At 42.3% G+C, this 22,510-nt stretch carries 15 protein-coding genes; 6 read left to right on the top strand and 9 right to left on the bottom strand.

The genetic code is table 11. The annotated features are described in order from the left end of the window. Positions 1–33: 33 nt before the first annotated feature. From DYU05_RS20245 to bglX, 7 genes are all read right to left on the bottom strand, one after another. Positions 34–1,551 carry an FG-GAP repeat domain-containing protein gene (locus DYU05_RS20245; RefSeq protein WP_165852114.1) on the bottom strand — a complete coding sequence of 506 codons (1,518 nt, stop codon included), beginning with the start codon at positions 1,549–1,551 and terminating at the stop codon, positions 34–36. A gap of 67 nt (positions 1,552–1,618) precedes the next feature. Beyond that, positions 1,619–3,163 (bottom strand): FG-GAP repeat domain-containing protein, encoded by a 1,545-nt coding sequence (locus tag DYU05_RS20240; protein ID WP_117384993.1) that lies wholly within the window; start codon positions 3,161–3,163, stop codon positions 1,619–1,621. Between the two features lie 21 nt (positions 3,164–3,184). Continuing rightward, positions 3,185–4,507 carry a vanadium-dependent haloperoxidase gene (locus tag DYU05_RS20235; protein WP_117384992.1) on the bottom strand — a complete coding sequence of 441 codons (1,323 nt, stop codon included), beginning with the start codon at positions 4,505–4,507 and terminating at the stop codon, positions 3,185–3,187. A 14-nt stretch (positions 4,508–4,521) separates the two neighbouring features. Next, the gene (locus DYU05_RS20230; RefSeq protein ID WP_235854074.1) at positions 4,522–7,941 is read right to left on the bottom strand and encodes a VCBS repeat-containing protein; all 3,420 of its coding nucleotides are present in this window, start codon (positions 7,939–7,941) and stop codon (positions 4,522–4,524) included. Between the two features lie 236 nt (positions 7,942–8,177). After that, complete coding sequence (locus DYU05_RS20225) at positions 8,178–9,995, bottom strand: RagB/SusD family nutrient uptake outer membrane protein (protein WP_117384990.1); 1,818 nt, start codon at positions 9,993–9,995, stop codon at positions 8,178–8,180. A 26-nt stretch (positions 9,996–10,021) separates the two neighbouring features. Next, complete coding sequence (locus DYU05_RS20220) at positions 10,022–13,168, bottom strand: SusC/RagA family TonB-linked outer membrane protein (RefSeq protein ID WP_117384989.1); 3,147 nt, start codon at positions 13,166–13,168, stop codon at positions 10,022–10,024. An 828-nt stretch (positions 13,169–13,996) separates the two neighbouring features. Then, a complete protein-coding gene (gene bglX / locus DYU05_RS20215; protein WP_117384988.1) occupies positions 13,997–16,306 on the bottom strand; it encodes a beta-glucosidase BglX in 2,310 nt (769 codons plus the stop codon). Positions 16,307–16,489: 183 nt separating this feature from the next. Here bglX and DYU05_RS20210 point away from each other — a divergent pair, with 183 nt between their 5' ends. The 6 genes from DYU05_RS20210 to DYU05_RS20185 all read left to right on the top strand — a co-directional run bounded on the left by DYU05_RS20210 (position 16,490) and on the right by DYU05_RS20185 (position 20,837). Further along, positions 16,490–17,251 carry an NUDIX hydrolase gene (locus tag DYU05_RS20210; protein WP_117384987.1) on the top strand — a complete coding sequence of 254 codons (762 nt, stop codon included), beginning with the start codon at positions 16,490–16,492 and terminating at the stop codon, positions 17,249–17,251. 119 nt (positions 17,252–17,370) lie between these two features. Beyond that, positions 17,371–18,228, top strand: a complete 858-nt coding sequence (locus DYU05_RS20205; RefSeq protein WP_117384986.1) for a YitT family protein — start codon at positions 17,371–17,373, stop codon at positions 18,226–18,228. 60 nt (positions 18,229–18,288) lie between these two features. Further along, on the top strand, positions 18,289–19,026 hold the full coding sequence (locus tag DYU05_RS20200) for a DNA-formamidopyrimidine glycosylase family protein (protein WP_117384985.1): 738 nt from the start codon (positions 18,289–18,291) through the stop codon (positions 19,024–19,026). A 53-nt stretch (positions 19,027–19,079) separates the two neighbouring features. Continuing rightward, positions 19,080–19,265 carry a hypothetical protein gene (locus tag DYU05_RS20195; RefSeq protein WP_117384984.1) on the top strand — a complete coding sequence of 62 codons (186 nt, stop codon included), beginning with the start codon at positions 19,080–19,082 and terminating at the stop codon, positions 19,263–19,265. Positions 19,266–19,327: 62 nt separating this feature from the next. Beyond that, positions 19,328–20,614 carry a DUF2851 family protein gene (locus DYU05_RS20190; RefSeq protein ID WP_117384983.1) on the top strand — a complete coding sequence of 429 codons (1,287 nt, stop codon included), beginning with the start codon at positions 19,328–19,330 and terminating at the stop codon, positions 20,612–20,614. A 1-nt stretch (position 20,615) separates the two neighbouring features. After that, positions 20,616–20,837 (top strand): PspC domain-containing protein, encoded by a 222-nt coding sequence (locus DYU05_RS20185; protein WP_117384982.1) that lies wholly within the window; start codon positions 20,616–20,618, stop codon positions 20,835–20,837. 3 nt (positions 20,838–20,840) lie between these two features. Here DYU05_RS20185 and DYU05_RS20180 read toward each other — a convergent pair whose 3' ends face one another. Then, positions 20,841–21,758: a DUF72 domain-containing protein gene (locus tag DYU05_RS20180; protein WP_117384981.1), complete on the bottom strand. Its 918-nt coding sequence runs from the start codon at positions 21,756–21,758 to the stop codon at positions 20,841–20,843. Continuing rightward, positions 21,758–22,471: a hypothetical protein gene (locus DYU05_RS20175; RefSeq protein ID WP_117384980.1), complete on the bottom strand. Its 714-nt coding sequence runs from the start codon at positions 22,469–22,471 to the stop codon at positions 21,758–21,760. Before DYU05_RS20175 ends, DYU05_RS20180 begins: the two co-directional genes overlap by 1 nt. Between the last annotated feature and the right edge of the window lie 39 nt (positions 22,472–22,510).

Below are 22,510 nucleotides of genomic sequence, written 5' to 3'. Positions count from 1 at the left end.
CCGCAAAAGTCCTTAATTATGCAGCTGTAAACATTAATTAACCTTTTTACCTTTATTCTCCAAAACCACTAACGGTCGGTATATGTCCCAGTTGGGCTTAAAGTTTTTTTGGTTGATAAGCCTGTCCGCATAAATAGAGAAATTACCAAGTACAATATCCTGGTCGCCGTCGTGATCTATGTCTGCCACTTCCATTGCAATCCACCGCCCGTATCTGTTTATAGGTATTTCATGTGCTTTAAACTTCCACGTCGCTGTTTGTTCAAGATAAGTAAACCCCTCCTGAGGATGGTTTACAAAATCAGGGAAAAATGCAATTACCGCCATATCGCGATCGCAATCACCATCAAAGTCGGCCGACATCACCTTAGATGCACCATTAATATGGTGAAAGTAGCTTTGTTTAAACTTCCAGTTGCCCAGGTTACTGAAGACGTAAACTCCATGATACGGTTTTAATATGCTGGAGTAGTCATTGTTATCGCCGCAGGTATAAACAATATCCTTCAATCCATCTTTATTCATATCAACTAACTGAAAGCTATTAGTACCGTACACCGGCGGAAAGCGAAGCAAATTTTGGGTGACAAATCCCCCTTTTTTGTTATTCAGGAACATCCAAACACCTTCGTCTGCCTGAGCGAATAAACACATTACATCCGGCCAACCGTCATTATTATAGTCCCCTATTTCAGCTTGTATTGCGCCGGGTACGGCTCTTATTACTTTTTTTTCATAGGTGTTATTTCCCTTTTGTTGTAGCAAAAATAAAGCACCCCTTGTATTACCGTATCCGCAAACAATGTAATCCTGAAGTCCATCTTTGTTAAAGTCTGCTGATGCTGTAAATACCGGTCTGGGCAAGCTATCCATAAATGTTTTCATTACAGGTTTGCTGGTTCTCAGATCGATGCTTTCCAAGCTGCCTTTTAAATAATCATTAGGCGGCAACACCCCCAAGCAGCTAAAAACTCCTGTATTCCCACCGTTCGGTAATCGATTAAAGATCACATCAGAAACTGGAGATGGCATCTTTTTAACCAATTTAGCATTTAGCCCCGCATCCCACTTCAGCAGGTTATTACCCGCATCGCCTGTGTAGATAAAACCATCATAAGGGTTCAGCTTTACCATCGTAGTCATCGCAGTAGCGCCTTTCCGATTTATCACAGGGGATAGTTTAAGCTTAAAATTCGCCCAATCCGTAACCGCGTCACGTGCGGGCATTATGAGTTTGGCAGGCGCTGCTTTCTGGTAATAAGCCATTATCCGCTGCCAATCGGCCATGCTTAATGCCGAGTGCTCGTCAGCATAATAGCCGCCCATTTCGCTTTGTATGCCTAGTTGTTTAGCCATTTGCGGCATTATACCCCTTTCCCAGGTAGATTTGTCAAGTAGTTGTGGGTCAGGATAGCGGTGGCAGTTGCCGCAGTACTTTTGCGAAAGCTGCTTGCCAGCGGTAATATCTTCCGCAGGTGTATTAACATGTGGCTGGTTATCACAGCCATTTAAAACAAATATAGCCGCCGTTACAACAGCGACTATACCCATAGCTAGTTTATTTGAAGTTAACTTTATGTGCCCCATCCTTCAGCCCCGCCCTGTTATTTATACAGGATTATTTTTTTATGTGATTCTCAAGTACAATAAACGGCGTATTCTCATCCCAATTGGGTGAGAAGTTTGGCTGAAATAAAAAACCACTTGCATAATTCCCGAGTAAAATGTCCGGCTTACCATCACCATTCACGTCATTAACGTCCATGGTCATCCAACGCCCGTTCTTACTTACCGGTATAGCATGCGGTTTAAAATGTAAATCTTTATCCTGCTCAAAATAAATAAACTCTTCGGCTGGATTATTTTTCATATCTGCAAAAAACGCTATAGTAGCAATGTCCAAATCTCCGTCGCCGTCAAAGTCTGCTGCTATTGCCTTGCTGCAGCCGTTTACAGGATAGAACCATTCTTGCTTTAGGTTGAAGTTGCCCGTATTTTTAAAGATATAAACTCCGTGATAAGGCTTCAAAATGCGAGAATCTCTAAAGTTATAACCACAGGTGTAAACCAGATCAAGATCACCATCGTGGTCCAAATCCGCCAATTGGAAACTTGTCGAACCATTCACTGGCGGAAATTTAAGCAACTCGTGAGTATCAAACCCACCTTTTTTGTTGTTTAGGTACATGGCTAAACCTTCATCGTTTACACTATAAAGCACCATTACATCTGTAAAACCGTCGTTGTTAAAGTCACCAGTAACTGCCTGCACCGCTCCCGGCCTTTCTGTTATTGCTGTTTGCTTATAGCTTTTGGTTTTAGGATCCTGCTTTAACACATATACGCCGCCTTTGAGATTACCCGGCGAGCATATGATGGTTTCTGCATTGCCATCCTTGTCCAGATCTGCTGACAGAGTTTGAACTGGCCTGGGCAACTCCGATTGCATTTGTGATGTTGTAAGTTTAGGGCCTAGGTTAACCTTGAAAACCCGGCCGTTAGGAAAATCTATAGGGTCTAGCCTACCAATACAGGTAGCAATAGCTTGCTTTATGCCTGCAGAGTCTGGAAGAAAGTTGAGGTTAACTGCCGCGGAGGGTAGGTTAATGCTTTTTGAAATTTTAAGCTTATTGTCCCACTCAGTTAACATGCCAGATACCACATCCCCACTGTAAATTTTGCCAGTTGCAGGATTAGCGGTGATCATGGTTGTAAAGCTGATATCGTTGCTACGTGCGGCTTTCCTAAGCGTAAAACCTGCCCAATCTTTAGAAAGGACTGCAGGTGCTTTTGCCGGCAGCAATGTATCTGGCGCTAATTTTTTGTAATAACTTGCTATAGCCTGCCACTCCAATAAGGAAAGGCCGGTGGTGTCTCCTTCTTCCTTATAATATTCCGCGCTGTAAGTTTTAATTGAAAAGTAACCTGCCATAGCTGGAAGGGTGTGCACGGTCCAAACGTCTTTAGTTAGCGCATTTACCGGCACTAAAGAGTGGCAGCGGGTGCAATGTCGCTGAACTAAATGTTTGCCATCAGCTATCGTATCACCGGTAAGTTGAGTGGTATTGCTTGTTTTACCCCCGCAACCATAAATTAATGTACTTGCAGCAAGCGCCGCTCCGCCTAATAGTATAAAAGAAGAGTATAAGAACGCTTTTCTCATTTTTGATAAAAATATAACTGATTAGTTTTGCAGTTTCAGAGTATTCCAGATGTATTCGCCTATCTGCCTGCCTTGGGTGGCACCGGCATCTACACTAACTTTATAATGTATACCGCCGTAAAACCTACTAATAGACGTTTCATCAGATGCTTTTAAAAATGATTTAAAATGCCGCTGAAGGCCAATGTAACGCAAGTCACTGGTGTCATCATACTCAAAGTTGTCGCCAAATAGATGTGTAAGTATAACTGCTGAAGCAGCGCTGATGTCGCTGTGTCCGCTAGGATATTCCGGGAATGGCGGTGTTTGTAACAGTGGCAGCCATTTTTGGTCTATCTTGTCATTGATTACCGTTACAGGCCTAATGTATTGCGTGGTATACTTCACCTGCCATCCGCAAATAAATGCGTCAAACAAAGCTATAGAAGTTAGAGCATATGCCTGTGCAGTCTTTACCGCGTCAGCCTTGGTTTTTTTGCAGGCAATAGCGGTAATTCCTATCCAGTGTCCACCTGGAGTTATCTTTTTGTTTACAAACATCATATGCCCGTTATGCTGTATAACAAACGGATTATCATCCCAAAACTTGGCTATTTGTAACTGATCGGCGGTAAGGTTCTTGCTTTGTTCGTAAACTTCTACATTTTGTTTAAAGTAAGCGCTGTTCCGATCTTCGCTGTATGCAGGAGGTGGAGGTAAAGCGAAGTCAGATGATGATTTTACAACAAATGTGTGCATTGTGCCCCAGCAATATTCTACACCGTCCAAATAGTCAGGCGCTGTTGGGCGCCATTTGCCATTGTCGCTTGTACCCAAAAAACGGGGCTTACCGCGCGTTTGCGGATAATTATCTACTGCCGCGCGTGTTAGTATTGCTTTTCCTATCTTTTCACCAAACTCTGCAGAACGGGCGTAAGTAGAGTCATCCAAATTATCCTGGTACATGGCATATACTTTATCCTCGTACTTTTTTAGCGTATCAACAGAAAATGTAACCTTACGGGCCACTGTAAAAAAGGCCTTGGTAGCAGCTAACGTATAGTTGTACTTTTTCCCTTTTTGGGGCTGAGGCATTTTTTTGAAATCGTGTAGTTGGGCAGTTATCGAATTGTATTTAGGATCAGCAAAACGCATTGCCTCATAAGCCGCTAAAGAGGTATAGCCGTATATACGGGCCGCCACAGGCGGAGTAAAAACGTCGTAAATGATTACTTGCGTAAGCTGATCTACATTCTCGTGCAATACATCAGCATCTTTCTTTAATTTTATTTTGTCCTTTTTAACACAACTAAAAGAAAACAAACAAAGGGCAGCGGCAAGTAATACTTTATAGTACTTCATCATCTCAACAGTTACAATTAATTGGTAGGTATATTTCTTTTATGACCGGCAATGTCTGTAATAATCACCTGAGCCATAGAACTGTCAATATTAAAAAATCTGCCCGACTGTGACAAGAAAGATTGTCCGTTATAAAACTCTTGTTTAAATGTTTTTCCGTCATTATACTTTATTGTGGCAAACAGATCATTCGGCTGCAAGGCAACCGTTCGTACCGCTCTCTTTAGCTGGAACAACTTCATAGCATCTTTATATTGTGTGGCTGCAAGTAAATACCGCCCATTAGCGCCGCGAAGTTTTACGAGACTCTTACCGTTACCGGGAATGAACAAGCCACTTTGCTGTATGGTTAAGGGGTTAAAACCACCCTTGCCATCGCCTTTTAATATCAAACCGTTAAACGCGTCGTACCTGCCAGTGGCTACTTCGGTACCATAGTCGTTACCGCTAAGGGCCGCATCCAAATTACCATCCCCATCAAAATCATCTATCACAATACCGCTTAACTGCGATAATTGTGCTTGGGAGGGCAAAGGCATCATTGTAAACTTACCTTTACCATCATTACGCATGTAGACAGATCTCAGCTCATTGGCTTTTAACCTCAAGGCGCCTTTCCGCATCTCCGGTGTAAGCACAGAATCCATAGTAGAAACTGCAAAGGATTTATAGTTTTGGTATCTCACGCGCATGCTTATCATTTGCTTAACAATATCGTCCCGGGTAAGTGCCGGATACTCCTGCATTTTTCCTTCTTTATCTTTCAGGAACAATGATGGGAAAGCGTCATAGCTATTGTTATTGTCAAAATCTTTAGCCGTGATATACACAGGATATTGGTCTGTAGCCTTGTAGAAAGTATTCGTACCTGTATTACCTACAATGTAGTCAATGTCTCCGTCATGGTCGAAATCACCACCGGCAATAGTGTTCCACCATCCCAGCTTACCAGCTACACCGGTTGCCTGAGTTTCACTTTTAAAAACGCCACGATTGTTCTTCAGGAAAGTAACAGGCATCCATTCTCCGGTAAGTATTAGGTCTGGCCAACCATCATTGTCGTAATCTGTAAATGTAGCATCGCAAACAAGCCCAATATTGTTTAGGTCTTTCGCCGCGGTTCGTGTAACGTCTGTAAATTTAATCTTACCGTTCTTACTATCATTCCGTAGCACAAAGCTGGATACCGGTTTAGGATAGTTCCAGGGATCCACCCTGCCCGACACGAACACGTCTGGTGAACCATCTTTGTTATAGTCGACTGATTTTACGCAAAGTTTGCTGGTGAAATTGGCTGGTAATGCATTTGGCTGTAGTATAAAGTTGCCCTTTCCGTCATTAGCATAAATTCTGTCCTGATAGGCAGAAGAGTTAGGCTCATACTCGTACCCTCCGCTCGCCGCATAAAGATCAAGATCGCCGTCGCCGTCGGCATCAAATAGCAGCAGTCCCTCGTCCTTATATTTTATGGTTGATGCCGCTGTTGACGTTAAATTACGTTGTAGAAATTTGCCGGTAGCTTGCTGTAAAAACAGCTGAGCAGGATACTTTGATGTACCACCTACTACCATATCGTCTAACCCATTGCCATCCACATCACCTACCGCCGCAGCAGGTGCATACTCGGACAATTTATGAGGAATAAGTTTCTGTATGTTAAAGTCAATAAAATCTTCTGACTGATGAACATAGTTAACCCCGAGGGATTTAGTTACTTCTTCAAACAAAGACGTCTTATTAAAGCTTTGGCCCTCCAAAACATAGCTATCCTTCGCATCGCTAATATTCACCTTAAGCAAGCTATTTGCTTTAACTTCTTTAAGAGTTTGCTTTCTTCCGTTCTGCCACCTGATAACCACAGAATCAAGAGTAGTAACATTACCCAGTCCAAAATGAGCAACATTTTGGATAGTGGAAAGATAGCCCCTGTATGGTGTATTTTCATATACCTGGTGCTTGCCATGGTCATAGTAAATATCTGCCCATGCACCTATACCGTCACGATTTTGGGCACCACCAGTAAATTTTATTTGCAGATAATTGTTGTTGGGTTTGTCGCTATCGCGTGAAGTGTTACGATAAACAAACGCCTCATCATCAATATTATTTATGACCATGTCCATTGCACCATCATTATCTAAATCTGCGTAAGCAGCGCCATTTGAAAACGATGGGACATCTAATCCCCAGTTTTTAGTTACATCTTCAAACCCAAGCTTACCGGTATTGTGGAACGCGTAGTTTGCAATTTTTACCACTGGTATTTGATCCAAAACTTGTTTTTTGCTGGCTACTGCATACGATTCTTCTCGAAATGCAATAAAGTCATGATCAGTAACGTCACGTGGGTAGCCATTAGTTACTACAATGTCTCTAAAACCGTCATTATCAAAATCGGTAATCATTGGTCCCCAACTCCAATCGGTTTGTGCCACCCCGCTAAAAAAAGACACCTCACTGAAGATCGGCGCGCCTATACTGTCGTTTTGACCCAAACGCGGACCCTGATTTAGCTGCAAGGTGTTATGATTATATTGATACTGGTAGTCGTAGCGATCAAAGTTTTGATAAAGTTGATACTGTAAAGGCGGCGAGAACATCTTTTTGCGGTAATTATCCTCGGGATCCATGTCCAGTTCAAATACATCTGCAAGGCCATCATTATTGATGTCCTGTATGTCTTGACCCATTGCACTCGTTGCAGTGTGCTTAAAATATTCTTTAGAACGATCAGTAAATGTGCCGTCGTGGTTGTTTATGTAGAGGATGTTGTTAGGCAGAAAATCGTTCGTAACGTAAATGTCTTTATAGCCGTCGCGGTTTATATCTACCGTACTGGCTGCGTGGCCGTATCCTTCTATCAGGATACCTGCCTGTTGTGAAACGTCTTTGTAAACCGGGTGTTTCAATGCCCGATTGTACTCATTTCGATAAAGCCTACCGGTGCTGCGCGCAGAGCCATCTTTAGCAAGGGCACGAAACGCACTTGTGTTATCAGTTGATTGCGCCTCGTTAACAGTAAGGTACATATCTAAATCGCCATCGTTATCATAATCAAAAAACGATGCCATGGTAGAATGAACATTTATATTCAAACCATAACCTTTGGCGTCCTCTTTGAAGTGAGGAACACCTTGTTTGTCTGGCCCCTGGTTAATGTAAAGCAGGTTCATTCGCTTTAAGGGACTATTAAGTAGCGTATTGCAGACGTAAATATCGGCTAGTCCATCGTTGTTAATGTCCACTATTGCAACTCCGCGACCCCATCCGCCTTTGCCACCTACACCGGCTTCAGCTGTAACATCATCAAACTTCATATCGCCTTTATTAAGGTAAAGCTTGTTTGATACTGCATTGCCAATAAAGTAAATATCCTGTTTACCGTCGTTATTGAAGTCGCCGATACCTACACCGCCACCGTTGTAGATATTTAACATATCAAGCGGATTTATCGAATCGTTTTCTACGATGAGGTTATTAAATTTTATCCCTGAATGGGAAGAGTCTACCCGTTGGAAGAGGGTATTTTTTTTACAGGAAATAAAAGCGAGTGGTAATACAAATAGCAACAGCAGCCTGCACGTTTTCATCAGATCAATACTACACAAATGTTGAATAAATAAAAAGAGGAGGAGGTAAAAACCCCCTCCTCTTCAAAGTAGCGTATTAGCTATTAATAACCAGGATTTTGCTTGATAGCACCCTGGGTAACGTCGATTTGACCCTGTGGTATAGGGAACAACTCATTTTTACCTGCGGTGAATTTAGCTTGTTTGATAAGTTCGATAGGGAAATTTGGTACATGGTTTTCATGATCAAGATAAGCATTGATCTGAGCTGCCATGAAACCGTTGCCCATTTGTCCACCAGTTATACCATCCCAACGCTGTAAATCGAAGAAACGGTGACCTTCCATACCAAATTCTAACCTGCGCTCGAACTGAACATATTTGCGTGCAGTAGCTTTGTCAGTGAAAGAACCTGCAGGATACAAACCTACCTTATAGTTAGCAGCAGGAGTGCTGGTGTAACCGCCTGTTGGCTTTGTATCATCTACATAAGTATGTACCCATCCGGTAGCATCAGCTGCACGGGTGCGTATTTGGTTTACGTAAGCACGGGCGTTTTCTAATGATCCCACTTCCACTTCGCACTCTGCAGCCCACAGGATAACATCAGCAAAACGAATGATGTTGTAGCTGTTAGCAGTAGACTGGTTTGCAGCCCAACCGCCGTAAGTGTCAGAAGTTGATGCTTGTGCTGCCTGATAGTACACGTTTTTGATAGGGCTGTAAGGGCCACCGTCTTCCTGGTCACGAGCCCAGGCCTTTCCTGGGTGAAGACCCCAGTCAAGGTAAGGGATACCACGACGACCGATAGTCCAGTCTATACGAGAGTCAAGCGTTTCAGTAGATGGTGTAAATGCAGCTGATGCATCTATACCCTGATCGTTTTTAAGATCAGTATTATTGTAAGTATCTACTAACGGTAAACCAGTTACCGGATCAGTTTTAAAGGCGTTTGCAAGGCTGAACGACGGCTGGAAGAAACCGCAGCAAGTAGCAGGGCCACCTGAAGGGAAATTCAGCGTAGAACCAGCATTACCATTTAAGCCGTTAGCACCGTCCTTTACAGAAGTTTGTGCAACAAACACACCTTCAGGACCATTTTTTGTAGATGGGTTAAAGTTGTTTGCATATTTACCTAAAGCGTATTTGGCGCCACCGGCAGTTTTACCGTTTGCTATAACATCTTTCAAGATAGCGAGAGCCTCAGTATATTTATGATCATACATCAGCGCTTTTGCCTGGAAAGCTTTCGCAGCCCATTTGTTAGCACGGCCAACCTGTGGCTGTGTTTCTGGCAATACTGCCGCCGCTGCTGCAAAATCTGCAGCTATTTTGTCCCATATCGGGCCCGGGTTGCCAATGTTGTAATTACCATTATCATAAGTAACGGTTTCATCAGCATAAGGCACGTTGCGCCAAATTTTAGCCATTTCAAAGTGAAACATGGCACGTAAGAACTTTGCTTCAGCAGTAACTTGTGCAATATTATCTGCAGATAATGAGCCGTCTTTTACTAATGGTATTTCGCGCAAAACGTCATTCGCACGCTGTACTCCGTTGAACATTACACGCCACTTTGGATCAAGGTAACCATTTGTGGCAGTAGGTGTACGGCTTTCAATAGCAGCAGCATCGGGCTGGTCACCCGGAGTTGAGCCTTTGTGAGCGTCGTCAGCAGCAACACTACCATATATCCAGTTATCAGTACCTGTGCTCCAGGTTGCCCCTGGCTGACCGTTGTAGCTACCATCAACAAGCGCGTAAGCACCAATTAACAATCCATCAACACCGGCCTTATTTGCTAACACCGTGCTGTTAAGCGTGTTAGTAGGCGTCTTATCGAGAAACTTCTTGCACGACATAGAGAAGGCAAGGGTTGCAACAGACCCTATAATGATCAGTTTGTGATTAAATCTTTTCATCTTATAATGTTTTTACTTTCCGATAATTAAAATGTTAAACGAGCACCCAAAATAAATTTACGCTCGTTGTTAGGGTAGTTACCCTGGTCAATACCAGGTGCACTGCCACCATTAGCCTGTAATTCAGGATCCATGCCACTGTATTTAGTTACAGTGAACAAGTTGGTACCCTGTACGTAAACATTTAGTTTGTCAACACCGATTGCTTTTAATTTAGCAGCACCGAAAGTATAACCTAACTGCATAACGCGGCATTTCAGGAATGAAGCATTCTCTACGTAGTAAGAGTTAGCTACACCGCTGGTGCTAAAGTTGTTAACAGCCTCAGCTTTTGGAGCTGCAGGGTTAAGGTTAGTTGGCGTCCAGGCGTTGTACAACAGATCGTTGCTTTTGTTACCTGTAAGTGAAGAGTAGAAGTTAGTCCAGTATTTAACATAGTTGAACGCTTCGTTACCTTGTGAACCGTAGAATACAGTGCTGAAATCGAACCCTTTATAGTTAAGGCCCAAGTTCAAACCGTATATGAAATCGGGGTTACCGCTACCGTAGAAAGTACGATCGTTATCAGTGATTTTTCCATCGCCGTCAACATCCTGGTACTTGAAGCGGCCTGGGCCTGCACCGTCCTGAGTTGGAGATGAAGTTACGTCGGCTGCATCTTTAAAGTAACCCACAACTTTATAGCCGTAGAACGAACCAATTGGCATGCCAACCTGTTGTTTAACTACTGCACCAAAACGTAGGAATACGTCTGTATAGTTGTTCTTCAGAGAAGTAATCTTGTTCTTAACAGAAGTGAAGTTAAGGCCAACGTTGAAAGAAAGATCGCTGGTGATTTTATCGCGATAGTTTACCGATATGTCTAAACCTTTGTTTTGAACTTCGCCTATGTTAACGAACGGAGCAGAACCACCACCTACAGTTGCAGGTAAGGTAACAGCAAATAACAAGTCAGAAGATGTTTTTTTGTAATACTCTGCTGTAACATCTAATTTATTAAAGAAAGTTGCATCAAAACCAAAGTTCATGATTTTGTCGGTTTCCCATGTTGTTGCAGTGTTACCCAATTGGCTGTTGAAGAAACCTTGAGTAATATTACTGTTTGAACCGTCGATTGCGTAAAATGAAGATGCCCTGTCTAAACCGAATAATGTAGCGGCGTTAGATCCAGGTACGTTTGCCTGAAAACCAGCTTCGCCATAGCTACCACGCAGTTTCAGATCATTAAGCCAGTTGATACCTTTCATGAAATCTTCCTGGCTGATTCTCCAGCCTAATGACACTGAAGGGAAGTAACCAACTCTTCTTCCTGGCGCAAATACAGAAGAAGCATCACGACGAAGAGTAGCACCTAAGATGTATTTAGAGTTATAAATATAGTCTAAACGACCGAAGAATGATTGACCTGATGTTGGCTGCGCAAAGTAGCTGTAACGGTTATTAACATCGCTACCTGCACCAATATTTACGAAGTTAGGGTCAAGTGAAGGCAGTGTTGATACAGATGTACCAATGCCACGTCCTGAATATTGTTTCTGCTCGTAACCTACAAACAATTTCACATCGTGCTTGCCGAAAATCTGGCCATACTGGATAGTATTTGTCCAATTGTAATAGTTGTTATAACCCGCATTTTCAGAATAGCCGTTCTTATTTGCATGACCTTCGCCACTATCATAAGGCGTGTAGGTGATAGCGAAATTGTAGAAGTTGTCAATGTGTCCGCTAAATGCAGTACGTGCAGTAAAGTGTTTAAGGAAATCAGCCTCGGCAAACACTGTACCTTCAATGTTCCAGGTACGGTTTTCATTGTTACGCTGGCGGTACTGAGTTGCAACAGGGTTAGTTGCATTACCCAAAGCAGTTGGACCTGCCCAGGTACCGGCATATTGTACCCCTGAAATATCGTAAATAGGAATTTGCGGTTGCAGACGATAGCTCATAGAGATAGCGTTGCCTTCGTTTTGGTTGCCACCCGGAATACCACCCTGACCATTAGGGCTAAGTGTGTAGAATAAAGTAGCATTTTCTCCTACCCGGATATGATCCTTGATATTGAAGGTAGTGTTGATACGTGCCTGAGCGCGTTTAAAATAAGTGTAAATTAATGTACCCTGTTGGTTAAGATAGCCAAAAGATGCATAATAAGAGTTCTTGTCGTTTGCACCACTTGCAGAAATGGTGTGCGATTGAATAGGAGCGTTCTTGAAAATAGCGTGGAACCAATCGGTACCTTCGTTATTGTTGTATTGTTGTATTAAGTAGTCGTTACCAGGGTTAAACTCATCGTATTTATAACGAGAAGGGTCAACTGCCGGATTACCTGCCGCATAGTTGCCTTTTGTAACGCCGGGGCCTTGCACACCAAAGTCTGCTATTGCGCCGTTTGCAAGGAATAGCGGACTGTTTGGCTCAACTTGTTTAACTAAAGCAAGGTAATCTCTACCGTTTAATACGTTAAAAGGATTACCGCCTAGTGGCCTTTGAGTACCATAATAGCCATCGTAAGAAAAGGTTGACTTGCCAGCTTTACCTTTCTTAGTAGTAACCACAACAACACCGTTACCACCGCTTACACCGTAGATAGCTGCCGCGCCGGCATCTTTTAGTACGCTGATAGACTCGATATCATTTGGGTTTACGTTAGACAAGTTACCGCCTTGCACACCATCAATAACGATGAGAGGGGAAGAATTGCCGAAGTTTGATGTACCACGCACGGTGATTTGCGCGCCTGCGCCCGGAGAACCCTGAGTTAATACAGTAACACCAGAAGCCTGGCCCTGTAATAACTGGTCAGAACTGGAAGCGGGTACTTTAATAGCGCTGGAAACATCTACTGTAGCTACCGAGCCCGAGATGTCCTTTTTACGCTGAGAGGTGTAGCCCGTTACAACAACTTCGTTCAGCGTGTTGTTACCTGCCACGAGCGTAACGTTAATGTTGTCGCTGGCACCAACGGCAACTTCTTGCGTTTGATATCCCAGATAAGAGATAACAAGCACGTCGCCCGACTTTACGCTTAATGTGAATTGTCCATTAACGTCGGTTTGCGTTCCGGTAGTTGTGCCCTTTACACGCACGGTGGCGCCAACTACGGGCAGCTTGTCATCGCTGCCTATAACACGGCCAGTGTGCTTTGTTTGAGCTGTAACTACCAATGAAGAAACCATGCAGCATAGTAGCAGACACAGTGCTCTTCCCTTTAGGAGTAAACTTTTAAACATGAGATTGAGATTTAGTTGATTAATATATTTGATTTAAGATCGTGTGGTCACTCCAGGAGCTGATTTCGGCAGCAAGGCACAGCAAGGCATGAAAACTTTGCAGAATTTTCCTTCGAAAAAGGGGTGAGATGCCCTTTGATTGAAATGTAATCGAGAAAAGAAAATCGTAAAAGTTTTATCATATATCGTAAAACTGTTCTAAGCCTTTTGTTCTGTACGTTTCTTGATAATCCGGTCAGGATCATCTATTGTTTATAAAAAATCTAATACTTTTCTGTATCTGGAAAAGTTTATAATTGGTAATGCTCTAATATAAAGAGAGTGTACAGGTTACACAAGAATGATTTATAGAATTATGAATTATTTATTTTTTTTCAACGTTCCAAAACAATTTAATAATTTTTAAAAAGTTTGTTAAACCTATGGTAATCAATGGTCAGTTTTTGTGAAAAATTCACAATGTAAAAATGTTGTTATATAGCACTTTTTAACTCGCCTAATTAGGTTTTTAGAAAACACTCATCAGATAATTGCTGTATCGACTCGATTTTTTTACTACAAGCACTTTTTAGAAGCAACAACTATGTACACAAGATTATCATTTTGATAAGTTTTTGTTAACATTTTTATTACCTCCAGTCTCCCATGTTTGGAGTATATAATTGGATCATTAAGAGAACCAATCTAACACTTATATAAATAAAATGTGCCACAGATTGGCTCAGCGGCACATAATTAATGATTTTGTATAACAAATATTTAGCTAATAAGTAGCTATTTCATCCACTGAATTTTTACAGATTGTGTATCGTAAGAATTTGTACCCACCTCAATGGTAAACTCGCCAGGCTCCCAATCATATTTCAATTGTGTATTATAAAATTTAAGTAGTTCAGGGGTAATATTAAAGCTAACCTCTTTTTGCTGACCAGGTTGTAATATAACTTTCGAAAAGCCTTTAAGTTCCTTCACTGATCTTGAAATACTTGCCACAGGATCACCAATGTATAGTTGTACGGTTTCTTCACCCGCATATTTACCCGTATTAGTCACTGTCACTGTTGCTTTCAAAGTCTCGTTGCCTTTCAACTTGGTTTTAGAAAGCTTAATACTACTATAATTAAAAGTGGTATAACTTAATCCATAGCCGAATGGGTATAGTGGATCATTAGAAATATCAAGGTAGTTAGACTTGAATTTAGTAGGACCATCAGTATACGGACGACCGGTATTTTTATGGTTATAATATATAGGTATCTGTCCTACGCTGCGAGGGAACGTTGCAGTGATTTTACCGGAAGGATTGTAGTTGCCAAATAATACTTCACCAATGGCGTTACCAGCTTCAGTACCTGGTGCCCAAACATCCAGTATCGCGGCGGCATTCTCATTTTCCCAGGTAAGTGATAACGGCCGGCCGTTAAAAAGAACAATAACCATCGGCTTGCCTGTTTTGGCCAAGGCTTTCAGCATATTTTTCTGGCTCTCAGGAATGTCGATATCAGAGCGGCTTGATGATTCGCCGCTCATGCTTTGCGATTCGCCAACTACAGCAACTATGATATCTGATTTTTTTGCGGCCTTTACAGCTTCGTCCATCATATCCTCCGGCGACCGGCTATCAAGGCTTACCATGTCCGGGCCAAAGTTAAGGCGTTTCATAAATGTTGTATCATCCGTAATATTCGAACCTTTTGCGTAGTTAATCTTTACGTTATCGCCAACGATGTGCTTGATTCCTTCCATTACACTTATAGATTTTTCCCACTCACCTGCAATCACCCACGTTCCAAGCATATCCCGTTTGTTATCTGCCAGCGGCCCAACCAGCGCTATGCTACCGCCAGATTTTTTTAGCGGTAATACCTGATTAGTGTTCTTAAGCAGCACAAAGGAATGCTCTGCAGCGATGCGGGCGGCTTTGCGGTTCTCTTCGGTAAATACATCACGTTTCTCACGTTCGGCATCTATTGATTTATACGGATTATCAAACAATCCCAACTTGTACTTTGCCTCTAATACCCGGCGGCAGGCAAGGTCTATCTTCGCCTGTGTAACTTTACCCTGTTGAAGCGATTTCTTAAGCGTAGTAAGAAACCCCTCTCCTACCATATCCATATCCAACCCGGCTTTGAGAGATAATGCCGACACTGTTTGCAAATCGCCTAAACCGTGGTTACTTACTTCATTCACTGCAGTATAGTCACTTACAACAAAGCCTTTGAAACCCCACTCCTTACGCAGCAAATCGGTAAGAAGCCACTTATTTGCTGTGGCGGGTACTCCATCTACTGTATTGAATGAGCTCATGAAACTACCTGCGCCCGCATCAAGCGCTGCTTTATAAGGAGGCAAATAATCCTGGTACATACGAATGCGGCTCATGTCAACCGTATTGTATTCGCGACCAGCCTCAGCACCGCCGTAAAGTGCAAAGTGTTTTACGCAGGCCATTACAGCATCTGCATTTTTCATGCTTGTACCCTGGTAGCCTTTCACCATAGCAGCCGCAATTTTCCCTCCCAGGTAAGGGTCTTCGCCACTACCTTCAGATATGCGTCCCCACCTTGCATCGCGTGCAATATCAACCATAGGCGAAAAAACCCAGTTTAAACCTTCGGCAGTGGCTTCTTTCGCTGCGATTTTTGCAGAATTCTGTATAAGGTCCATATCCCACGTGGCCGACATACCCAAGGGTATAGGGAATATGGTACGATGCCCATGTATCACGTCCAAGCCGAATATCAATGGTATATGCAACCGTGTTTTCTTAACAGCTTCGTCTTGTGCCTTGCGCACGTTGTCGGCACCGTACAAACCAAATATACCACCTATGGATCCACTCACAATACCTTTATCTATACCATTGTTTGTTACGGAACCCGTGATAGCCATACCGCCTGTAACCAGGTTAAGCTGACCTATCTTTTCGTCAATGGTCATCTTTTTCATCAGGCTAGTGACAAACGCGTTCATTTTAGCGTCATTTGCAGCAGTCTGCGCATCAGCTTTGGCCAATGGTAACATGAACAGTGTTACCGCCGAAATTTTAAAGGACAGCCTTTTTATAGAGTTTTTCTTCATTGAGGATAACAAATTTGTCCTGTTGCTAAACAGAAATTGAAAGCGTAATTTTTTGACGTCCTTGCCTAATGTTAAACTTATTAACTATAATTGGATATTAAACCAATGTAAACAAGGGTGTAATTGGTACACAATTGTAGATATTAAATTCAAACAATCAAAAGATTTTTTTGAACACTGTAAATGCTTACTAAAGAAGAACTGGAAGATTTTTCGGCACGTGCGAAGGAGATTTATTTAGACCACATATCTATTGATTGTGTAGTGTTTGGCTTTCATGAGGGACAAATGAAAGTTTTAATGCTAAAAAGCAAAAACGAAGAGGGTTGGCAACTTCCCGGAGGCTTTGTTGAACTGGACGAACATATAGATGTTGCTGCTACGCGTATTTTGGAAACACGTACCGGCCTGCAAGATATATTCCTAAAACAGTTTCATGTATTTGGTGCAAACGACCGTAATAAACAGCATAATGAAATGTACGCTGACATTGTTCCGACGGAAAGCAATTTCTTTGCCCACCGTTTTATATCTATTGGTTATTACGCATTGGTAGATTTCATGAACGTAAATCCTACGCCTGACGAGTTCTCTGACCTTTGCACCTGGCGCGACCTTAACGACCTACCCGTATTCCTGCTTGATCATGAACTGATATTTCGTACCGCTCTTGATACACTGCGGCTACAGCTCAGCTACCAGCCTATCGGCTACAACCTGATGCCAAAAGAGTTTACTATGCCCGAGCTGCAGAAATTGTACGAAACCATCCTTGATCAAAAGCTGGACAGACGCAACTTTCAGCGGCGTATGCTTGGCTTTGGCATCCTTAATAAGTTGGAGCAAACCCGTAAAGGTGGCGCGCACAAAGCACCTTACCTATATTCTTTCGATTTAGAAAAGTACAAAGAAGCCTTGAAAGAAGGGCTGAAGAGCGGCTGGTAATAACGATTTGTCGCAATTACAACGCTTTAAATACCAACTACAAAGCAACAGAACGGTATAATTAGCCCTGAGCTTTAAAATGTTTTCGTTATCTTAACACCCATACATGCTACTGAACTATGAAATACAGGGGTGCTCTTATAGATACGTTGCTCGTTGTACTGGGTATACTTTCCGCGGGGATGGGGTTAAAAGGGTTTCTTCTGCCCAGCCATTTTATTGATGGCGGCGTTACCGGTATCTCAATCCTATTATCCGACACTACTCATGTGCCGCTCTCCATTTTAATATTCGTGATAAACGTTCCTTTCCTTTTTCTTGGCTATCGTAAGCTGGGTGCAGCATTTGCTATCAGGAGCGGGTTGGCGATAGCTGGCTTGTCATTAGCCTTGGCATTTATGAAGTTTCCGGATGTAACACCAGACAAGCTCCTTACTGCAGTATTTGGTGGTCTGTTCATTGGCGCGGGTATAGGTATGGCCATTAGAGGTGGTGCGGTACTTGATGGTACCGAAATAGCAGCATTATTAGTAAGTAAGAAAGCTCAGATTGTCCGTGTTAGTGACGTCATACTGATCTTGAACGTGGTGATATTTACTGCCGCTGTTTTTATTTTAGGAGTTGAGGAAGGGCTATATTCCATACTTACTTATTTATCAGCTTCTAAAATGATCGACTTTATATTGAACGGCTTAGAACAGTACACTGGTATTACCGTAGTATCAATCAAGGGCAGTCAGATTCGCGAAGCGATCACCCAAAATCTTGGTCGCGGCGTAACAGTTTACGAAGGCAGAAGTGGGTATGGAAAAGACGGGCACATTAACGAACCGAGGGAAATAATTTTTACTGTAGCTACCCGATTAGAAATCCCACTCATTAAAAAAGAAATACTGCGGATAGATCCGGCTGCGTTTATTGTACAGCAAAGCGTTGACGATACTACCGGCGGCTTGCTCAAGAAGAAAAAGCACTAGCCAAATCACTTAAAACATTTGTTTCCTTGATTGTTCTCCATTCATAATTATTGGAGACAAATGCCGGAAGGACCGAGTATACTCATATTAAAAGAAGCTGTACAGCAGTTTAAAGGCCAGAAGATTGTAGACGCCAGTTGCAACAACCGTACGCTAGACGCTGGTTTATTAAAAAATCAGACCATTACTGACCTTAAAAGCTGGGGCAAGCATTTTCTGATTTGCTTCCCAAACTTTACCATGCGGATACACATGATGATGTTCGGCTCTTACCGCATTAATTCCCATACTGCAAAGCCCGCCCGTTTGCACCTGCAATTTGAGAACGGCACAGAATTAAACTTTTATGCCAGTCAGCTTAAGTTAATAGAGGAGCCGCTTGATGATATTTACGACTGGCATGCCGACATCATGAGCCCCAAATGGAGCAGCAAAAAAGCCATCACAAAAATGAAAGCACTTCCGGAACTATTAATTTGCGATGCTCTGATGGACCAGCAGATATTTTCAGGTGTGGGTAATATCATCAAGAACGAAGTGCTGTTTAGGGTAAAGGTACACCCAGAAAGTTTGGTAAGTTCTATTCCGGCTAAAAAGTTAAATGATATAATTAACGAAGCTATAAAGTACAGCTTTAAATTCTTTGAGCAAAGAAAGGCGGGGACGCTAAAAAAGCATTGGCAAGCTTATAACAAGAAGGAGTGTCCGCGGGATAAAGTTCCGCTGCAAAAGCGAGATACTGGCCGTTCGCATCGTACAAGCTTCTTCTGTGACTTATGTATGAAGCAGTATCATTAACAAACCATAAAATCAAATTCCGTTGCTGATTGTTATCTAATAAAACAACTACTATGAAAACAATAACCATTGCAGGTGACCCTGCATCACTCTGTGCTGTATGGGTTCCTAAATCTGATATTTTCCACGATCATGATGTGGTGAGAGTTGAATCATCAGACGGGCATGCTGCTGTAGAAAAAACCATTTTCAGGATTGTGGACGGTGGCGAAGACAAGTGGGAACTTCAGTTCGAATAATTATCAAACATCATTTTTGCTAAAAATTTGTGCAATAATTGGGGCAATTACTAAATTGTCCCATGCTTTTCACAGAAGACTTCTTGCATTACGTTTGGAAATTCCGACTGTTTAACAGGATCGGACTGTATACAACTGATGGTGAAGAACTGCAAGTTTACTCTGCCGGATTGCACAACAAGCATGCAGGCGCCGATTTTCAGAACGCGCGTATACGCATAGGAGATGAAACATGGGCCGGAACAGTTGAATTGCACATTAACTCTTCGGACTGGCACAAGCACGGCCACTCAATGGATGGAGCTTACGACAACGTTATTTTACATGTTGTATATAATCACGACACGCCCATAATACTACCTAATGGGAGGTTACTGCCTACTTTAGAACTCAAAGACAGGATCCCTGGTGAGCTTCATCATAGTTATCATAACCTGGTTTTTGGCAAAAACATTGTTATACCTTGTGAGGGAAGCATCAAGCGGGTTGACCCGCTTACAATGCAAAACTGGCTAACCAGAATACTTGTTGAACGGTTAGAAAAGCGCGCCGAAGCAGTCACAGCCGCGTTAGAAAAAAACCGGGGTGATTGGGAAGAAACATTTTACCAGTTCCTGGCTGCCAACTTTGGCTTTAAAACAAACGCCTTACCGTTTGAACTTTTAGCTAAATCTCTCCCTCAAAATATACTGGCCAAGCACAAGAACAACCCAATGCAAATTGAGGCGCTAATATTTGGCCAAGCGGGATTATTAACAGAGGGTCTTACCGATGAATACGCGGTAAAGCTTAGAACGGAACACGCCTATCTCCGCAAAAAATTTAATCTCACACCAATTGAAAATCATTTATGGAAGTTTATGCGAATGCGACCGCAGAACTTCCCCACTATAAGGCTGGCACAATTTGCCGCGCTGATAGTACGCAGCACCCATCTCTTTTCGCAGATACTGGAAACTAAAGAGGTAAAGAACCTCCGAGAGTTGTTCTTAGGGTTAGAAATTCATCAATACTGGACAGATCATTATCGGTTTGATAAACTCTCTCCAACTGCCACCAAACATTTGGGCAAGGCTACTGTTGATACTTTGCTATTGAATACAGTTGCTTTGTTTTTGTTTGCTTACGGCAAATACACGCAACAGCAATTTTTTGTGAGCCGCGCCTTGAAGCTGCTGGAAAATATTCCGGCTGAGAATAACCACATTACAGCGAATTTTGCTAACTTAGGAGTGAACATTTTTACAGCTTTCGAGTCTCAGGCGCTGCTCGAACTAAAAAATAGCTATTGTGATTATAAGAAATGTCTGCAATGCGGCGTTGGAATTAAAATATTAAAACCCAACTGATATGTTACAACGGATTATCACCTTTTTTGAGCGTTACTCTTTTGGAGTATGCACTTACCTGGGCGAGCGTTTTAACGTTTCCATTGCTAAGATCAGGTTGTTTTTTATTTACTCGTCTTTTTTGGCAGTAGGTTTTCCACTTATGTTTTATTTCTTTGCCGGCATCGTTCTGGATATTCGCAACTATGTAAAGCGCAAAAGAAAGCGTGCTTTAGACTGGTAGTTGCTACTCAAACAGGCCCTTATCCCGGCTAATGAACTGCGGCCGCGGCAAACTCAAGCCTAATCGCTGATTTAGTTTATCTACTACATAGTCGCACAACTCAGGACTGTACCTTTCATCGTGCTGATGCATAAAGAACCACACAGACTGCAGGCCTTGCTCCTTCCACTGTATTATCCTTTCTACCCAATCATCACATCTTGCGTAATCTGTTGGATCAAGGCTGTTTCCTACAAATCGTATAAAAGCATGAGGTGTAGGCAGCATCATGTGCACACAATCACGCCGACCAGACGCGTCTGTTATAACCGCACCAATGTTCAGTCTTCTAAATAAGCTAAAAACCGCCTCTTTGTTGGCATCAACAGCAAACCAGTCTTTGTGCCTTAACTCTACAAACACTGGTATATCTGTCGGTAGTCGCTCCAGGTAGGCAGTAAGTTCTGGTAAGCTCTTCGGCGTATAGTTGTCGCTTAACTGCAAAAACAAAGGCCCTAATTTATCACCAAAGGCCATTATGCCTTCATAGTAGGCGGTGGTAATTTCTTCCGCGTTTTTTAAACGACGTATATGGCTGATGCTTTGGGAGAACTTTGGACAGAAACGAAAGTCTGGGTTAGTATCTGCCTTCTGTTTCCACTTGGTTATCGTTTCAGCAGGATAAACATTGTAAAATGTGGCATTTAGCTCTATACAGTTAAAATGTTTAACGTACTCATCTAAAAAGTTCGCGTCTTTAGTTTTGGGTGGGTATATTTTCCCTACCCACTCCTTACGGCCCCATTTGGCACAACCGGCACGCACCTGTAAGGGCTCGACAGTACCAGCCTGTTGCAAAGTATCTGTTGTAAATTGCGGGTCAGGTAGCAGCGTAAAATCTACCAACTTTAGTTCATCGTCTGTAACACGGCCAAATTCCATTACTTTTCCTCTTCTTCTATTTTACGAATTATCTTTCGGGTGCTGTCGAGAGTGATGTGATACTTATAAATAATCGCATTTATATAACCATCCCTATTAAGGAAATTATAGGTAAGCGGCATTTCCATCAGCTGCTGGATGTTGGTCTTACCGTTTTTGATAACAAGATTATGATCAACATGATCCGCCAACTTTGCTTTAAAATCACCAAACAGATTAGTTGACGCAACGAGGCTTGGAATAATTTGCTGATAAAGGTTCACAATTTCTACTTGTAGGTCTTTATCCTCGATAACATCCAATTTGCCTGACGCTTTAAGTGCCTCAAATCGCCCGCTTGATGGAACAAACCCTACAACATTATACATATAGTCAATCATGCGCGAAGCTGTGTCAGGGTTAAGTTGTTTGCCGCTATAAGCAGCGCGGTAGTAGGAGAAGGCCTTTTTCATGTTTACGTAAGAGGCAGAATCTTCCTCAAGTTGCTTTTGATCTTCTTTCAGATCAGTTACGAGATTAGAAAGAAAATTATGCTCCAGTGTTTTTTCAGCGCTGTTTTCACGCCAGCGTTCCACTATTAAAGAAAGCGTTATTGCAAAAACAATAATTGCTATCTCCAGCAGGATGTCTTTAATTTTGTGTTTAATATCATCATGCCCACGTGCAACCGTTATTATCTTTTTGGTGTGTTTTGTTATTTCGTGCTCTGCCATAAACTGAGCTAAAAATAACAATAGTCTGCAATAAAAATG

Source organism: Mucilaginibacter terrenus, assembly GCF_003432065.1.
In the GTDB taxonomy this organism is placed as follows: domain Bacteria; phylum Bacteroidota; class Bacteroidia; order Sphingobacteriales; family Sphingobacteriaceae; genus Mucilaginibacter; species Mucilaginibacter terrenus.
Note: the sequence above shows the minus strand (reverse complement) of the source record. Positions and strands in the feature narration are given on the sequence as shown.

Excerpts from the sequence above, each read along its gene's own strand:
- DYU05_RS20180 (WP_117384981.1), bottom strand. The coding sequence starts at position 21,758 with ATGGAATTTGGCCGTGTTACAGACGATGAACTAAAGTTGGTAGATTTT.
- DYU05_RS20205 (WP_117384986.1), top strand. The coding sequence starts at position 17,371 with ATGAAATACAGGGGTGCTCTTATAGATACGTTGCTCGTTGTACTGGGT.
- DYU05_RS20190 (WP_117384983.1), top strand. The coding sequence starts at position 19,328 with ATGCTTTTCACAGAAGACTTCTTGCATTACGTTTGGAAATTCCGACTG.
- bglX (WP_117384988.1), bottom strand. The coding sequence starts at position 16,306 with ATGAAGAAAAACTCTATAAAAAGGCTGTCCTTTAAAATTTCGGCGGTA.
- DYU05_RS20235 (WP_117384992.1), bottom strand. The coding sequence starts at position 4,507 with ATGATGAAGTACTATAAAGTATTACTTGCCGCTGCCCTTTGTTTGTTT.
- DYU05_RS20225 (WP_117384990.1), bottom strand. The coding sequence starts at position 9,995 with ATGAAAAGATTTAATCACAAACTGATCATTATAGGGTCTGTTGCAACC.
- DYU05_RS20220 (WP_117384989.1), bottom strand. The coding sequence starts at position 13,168 with ATGGTTTCTTCATTGGTAGTTACAGCTCAAACAAAGCACACTGGCCGT.
- DYU05_RS20200 (WP_117384985.1), top strand. The coding sequence starts at position 18,289 with ATGCCGGAAGGACCGAGTATACTCATATTAAAAGAAGCTGTACAGCAG.
- DYU05_RS20210 (WP_117384987.1), top strand. The coding sequence starts at position 16,490 with ATGCTTACTAAAGAAGAACTGGAAGATTTTTCGGCACGTGCGAAGGAG.
- DYU05_RS20185 (WP_117384982.1), top strand. The coding sequence starts at position 20,616 with ATGTTACAACGGATTATCACCTTTTTTGAGCGTTACTCTTTTGGAGTA.
- DYU05_RS20240 (WP_117384993.1), bottom strand. The coding sequence starts at position 3,163 with ATGAGAAAAGCGTTCTTATACTCTTCTTTTATACTATTAGGCGGAGCG.
- DYU05_RS20245 (WP_165852114.1), bottom strand. The coding sequence starts at position 1,551 with ATGGGTATAGTCGCTGTTGTAACGGCGGCTATATTTGTTTTAAATGGC.
- DYU05_RS20195 (WP_117384984.1), top strand. The coding sequence starts at position 19,080 with ATGAAAACAATAACCATTGCAGGTGACCCTGCATCACTCTGTGCTGTA.
- DYU05_RS20230 (WP_235854074.1), bottom strand. The coding sequence starts at position 7,941 with ATGTTAAATATCTACAACGGTGGCGGTGTAGGTATCGGCGACTTCAAT.
- DYU05_RS20175 (WP_117384980.1), bottom strand. The coding sequence starts at position 22,471 with ATGGCAGAGCACGAAATAACAAAACACACCAAAAAGATAATAACGGTT.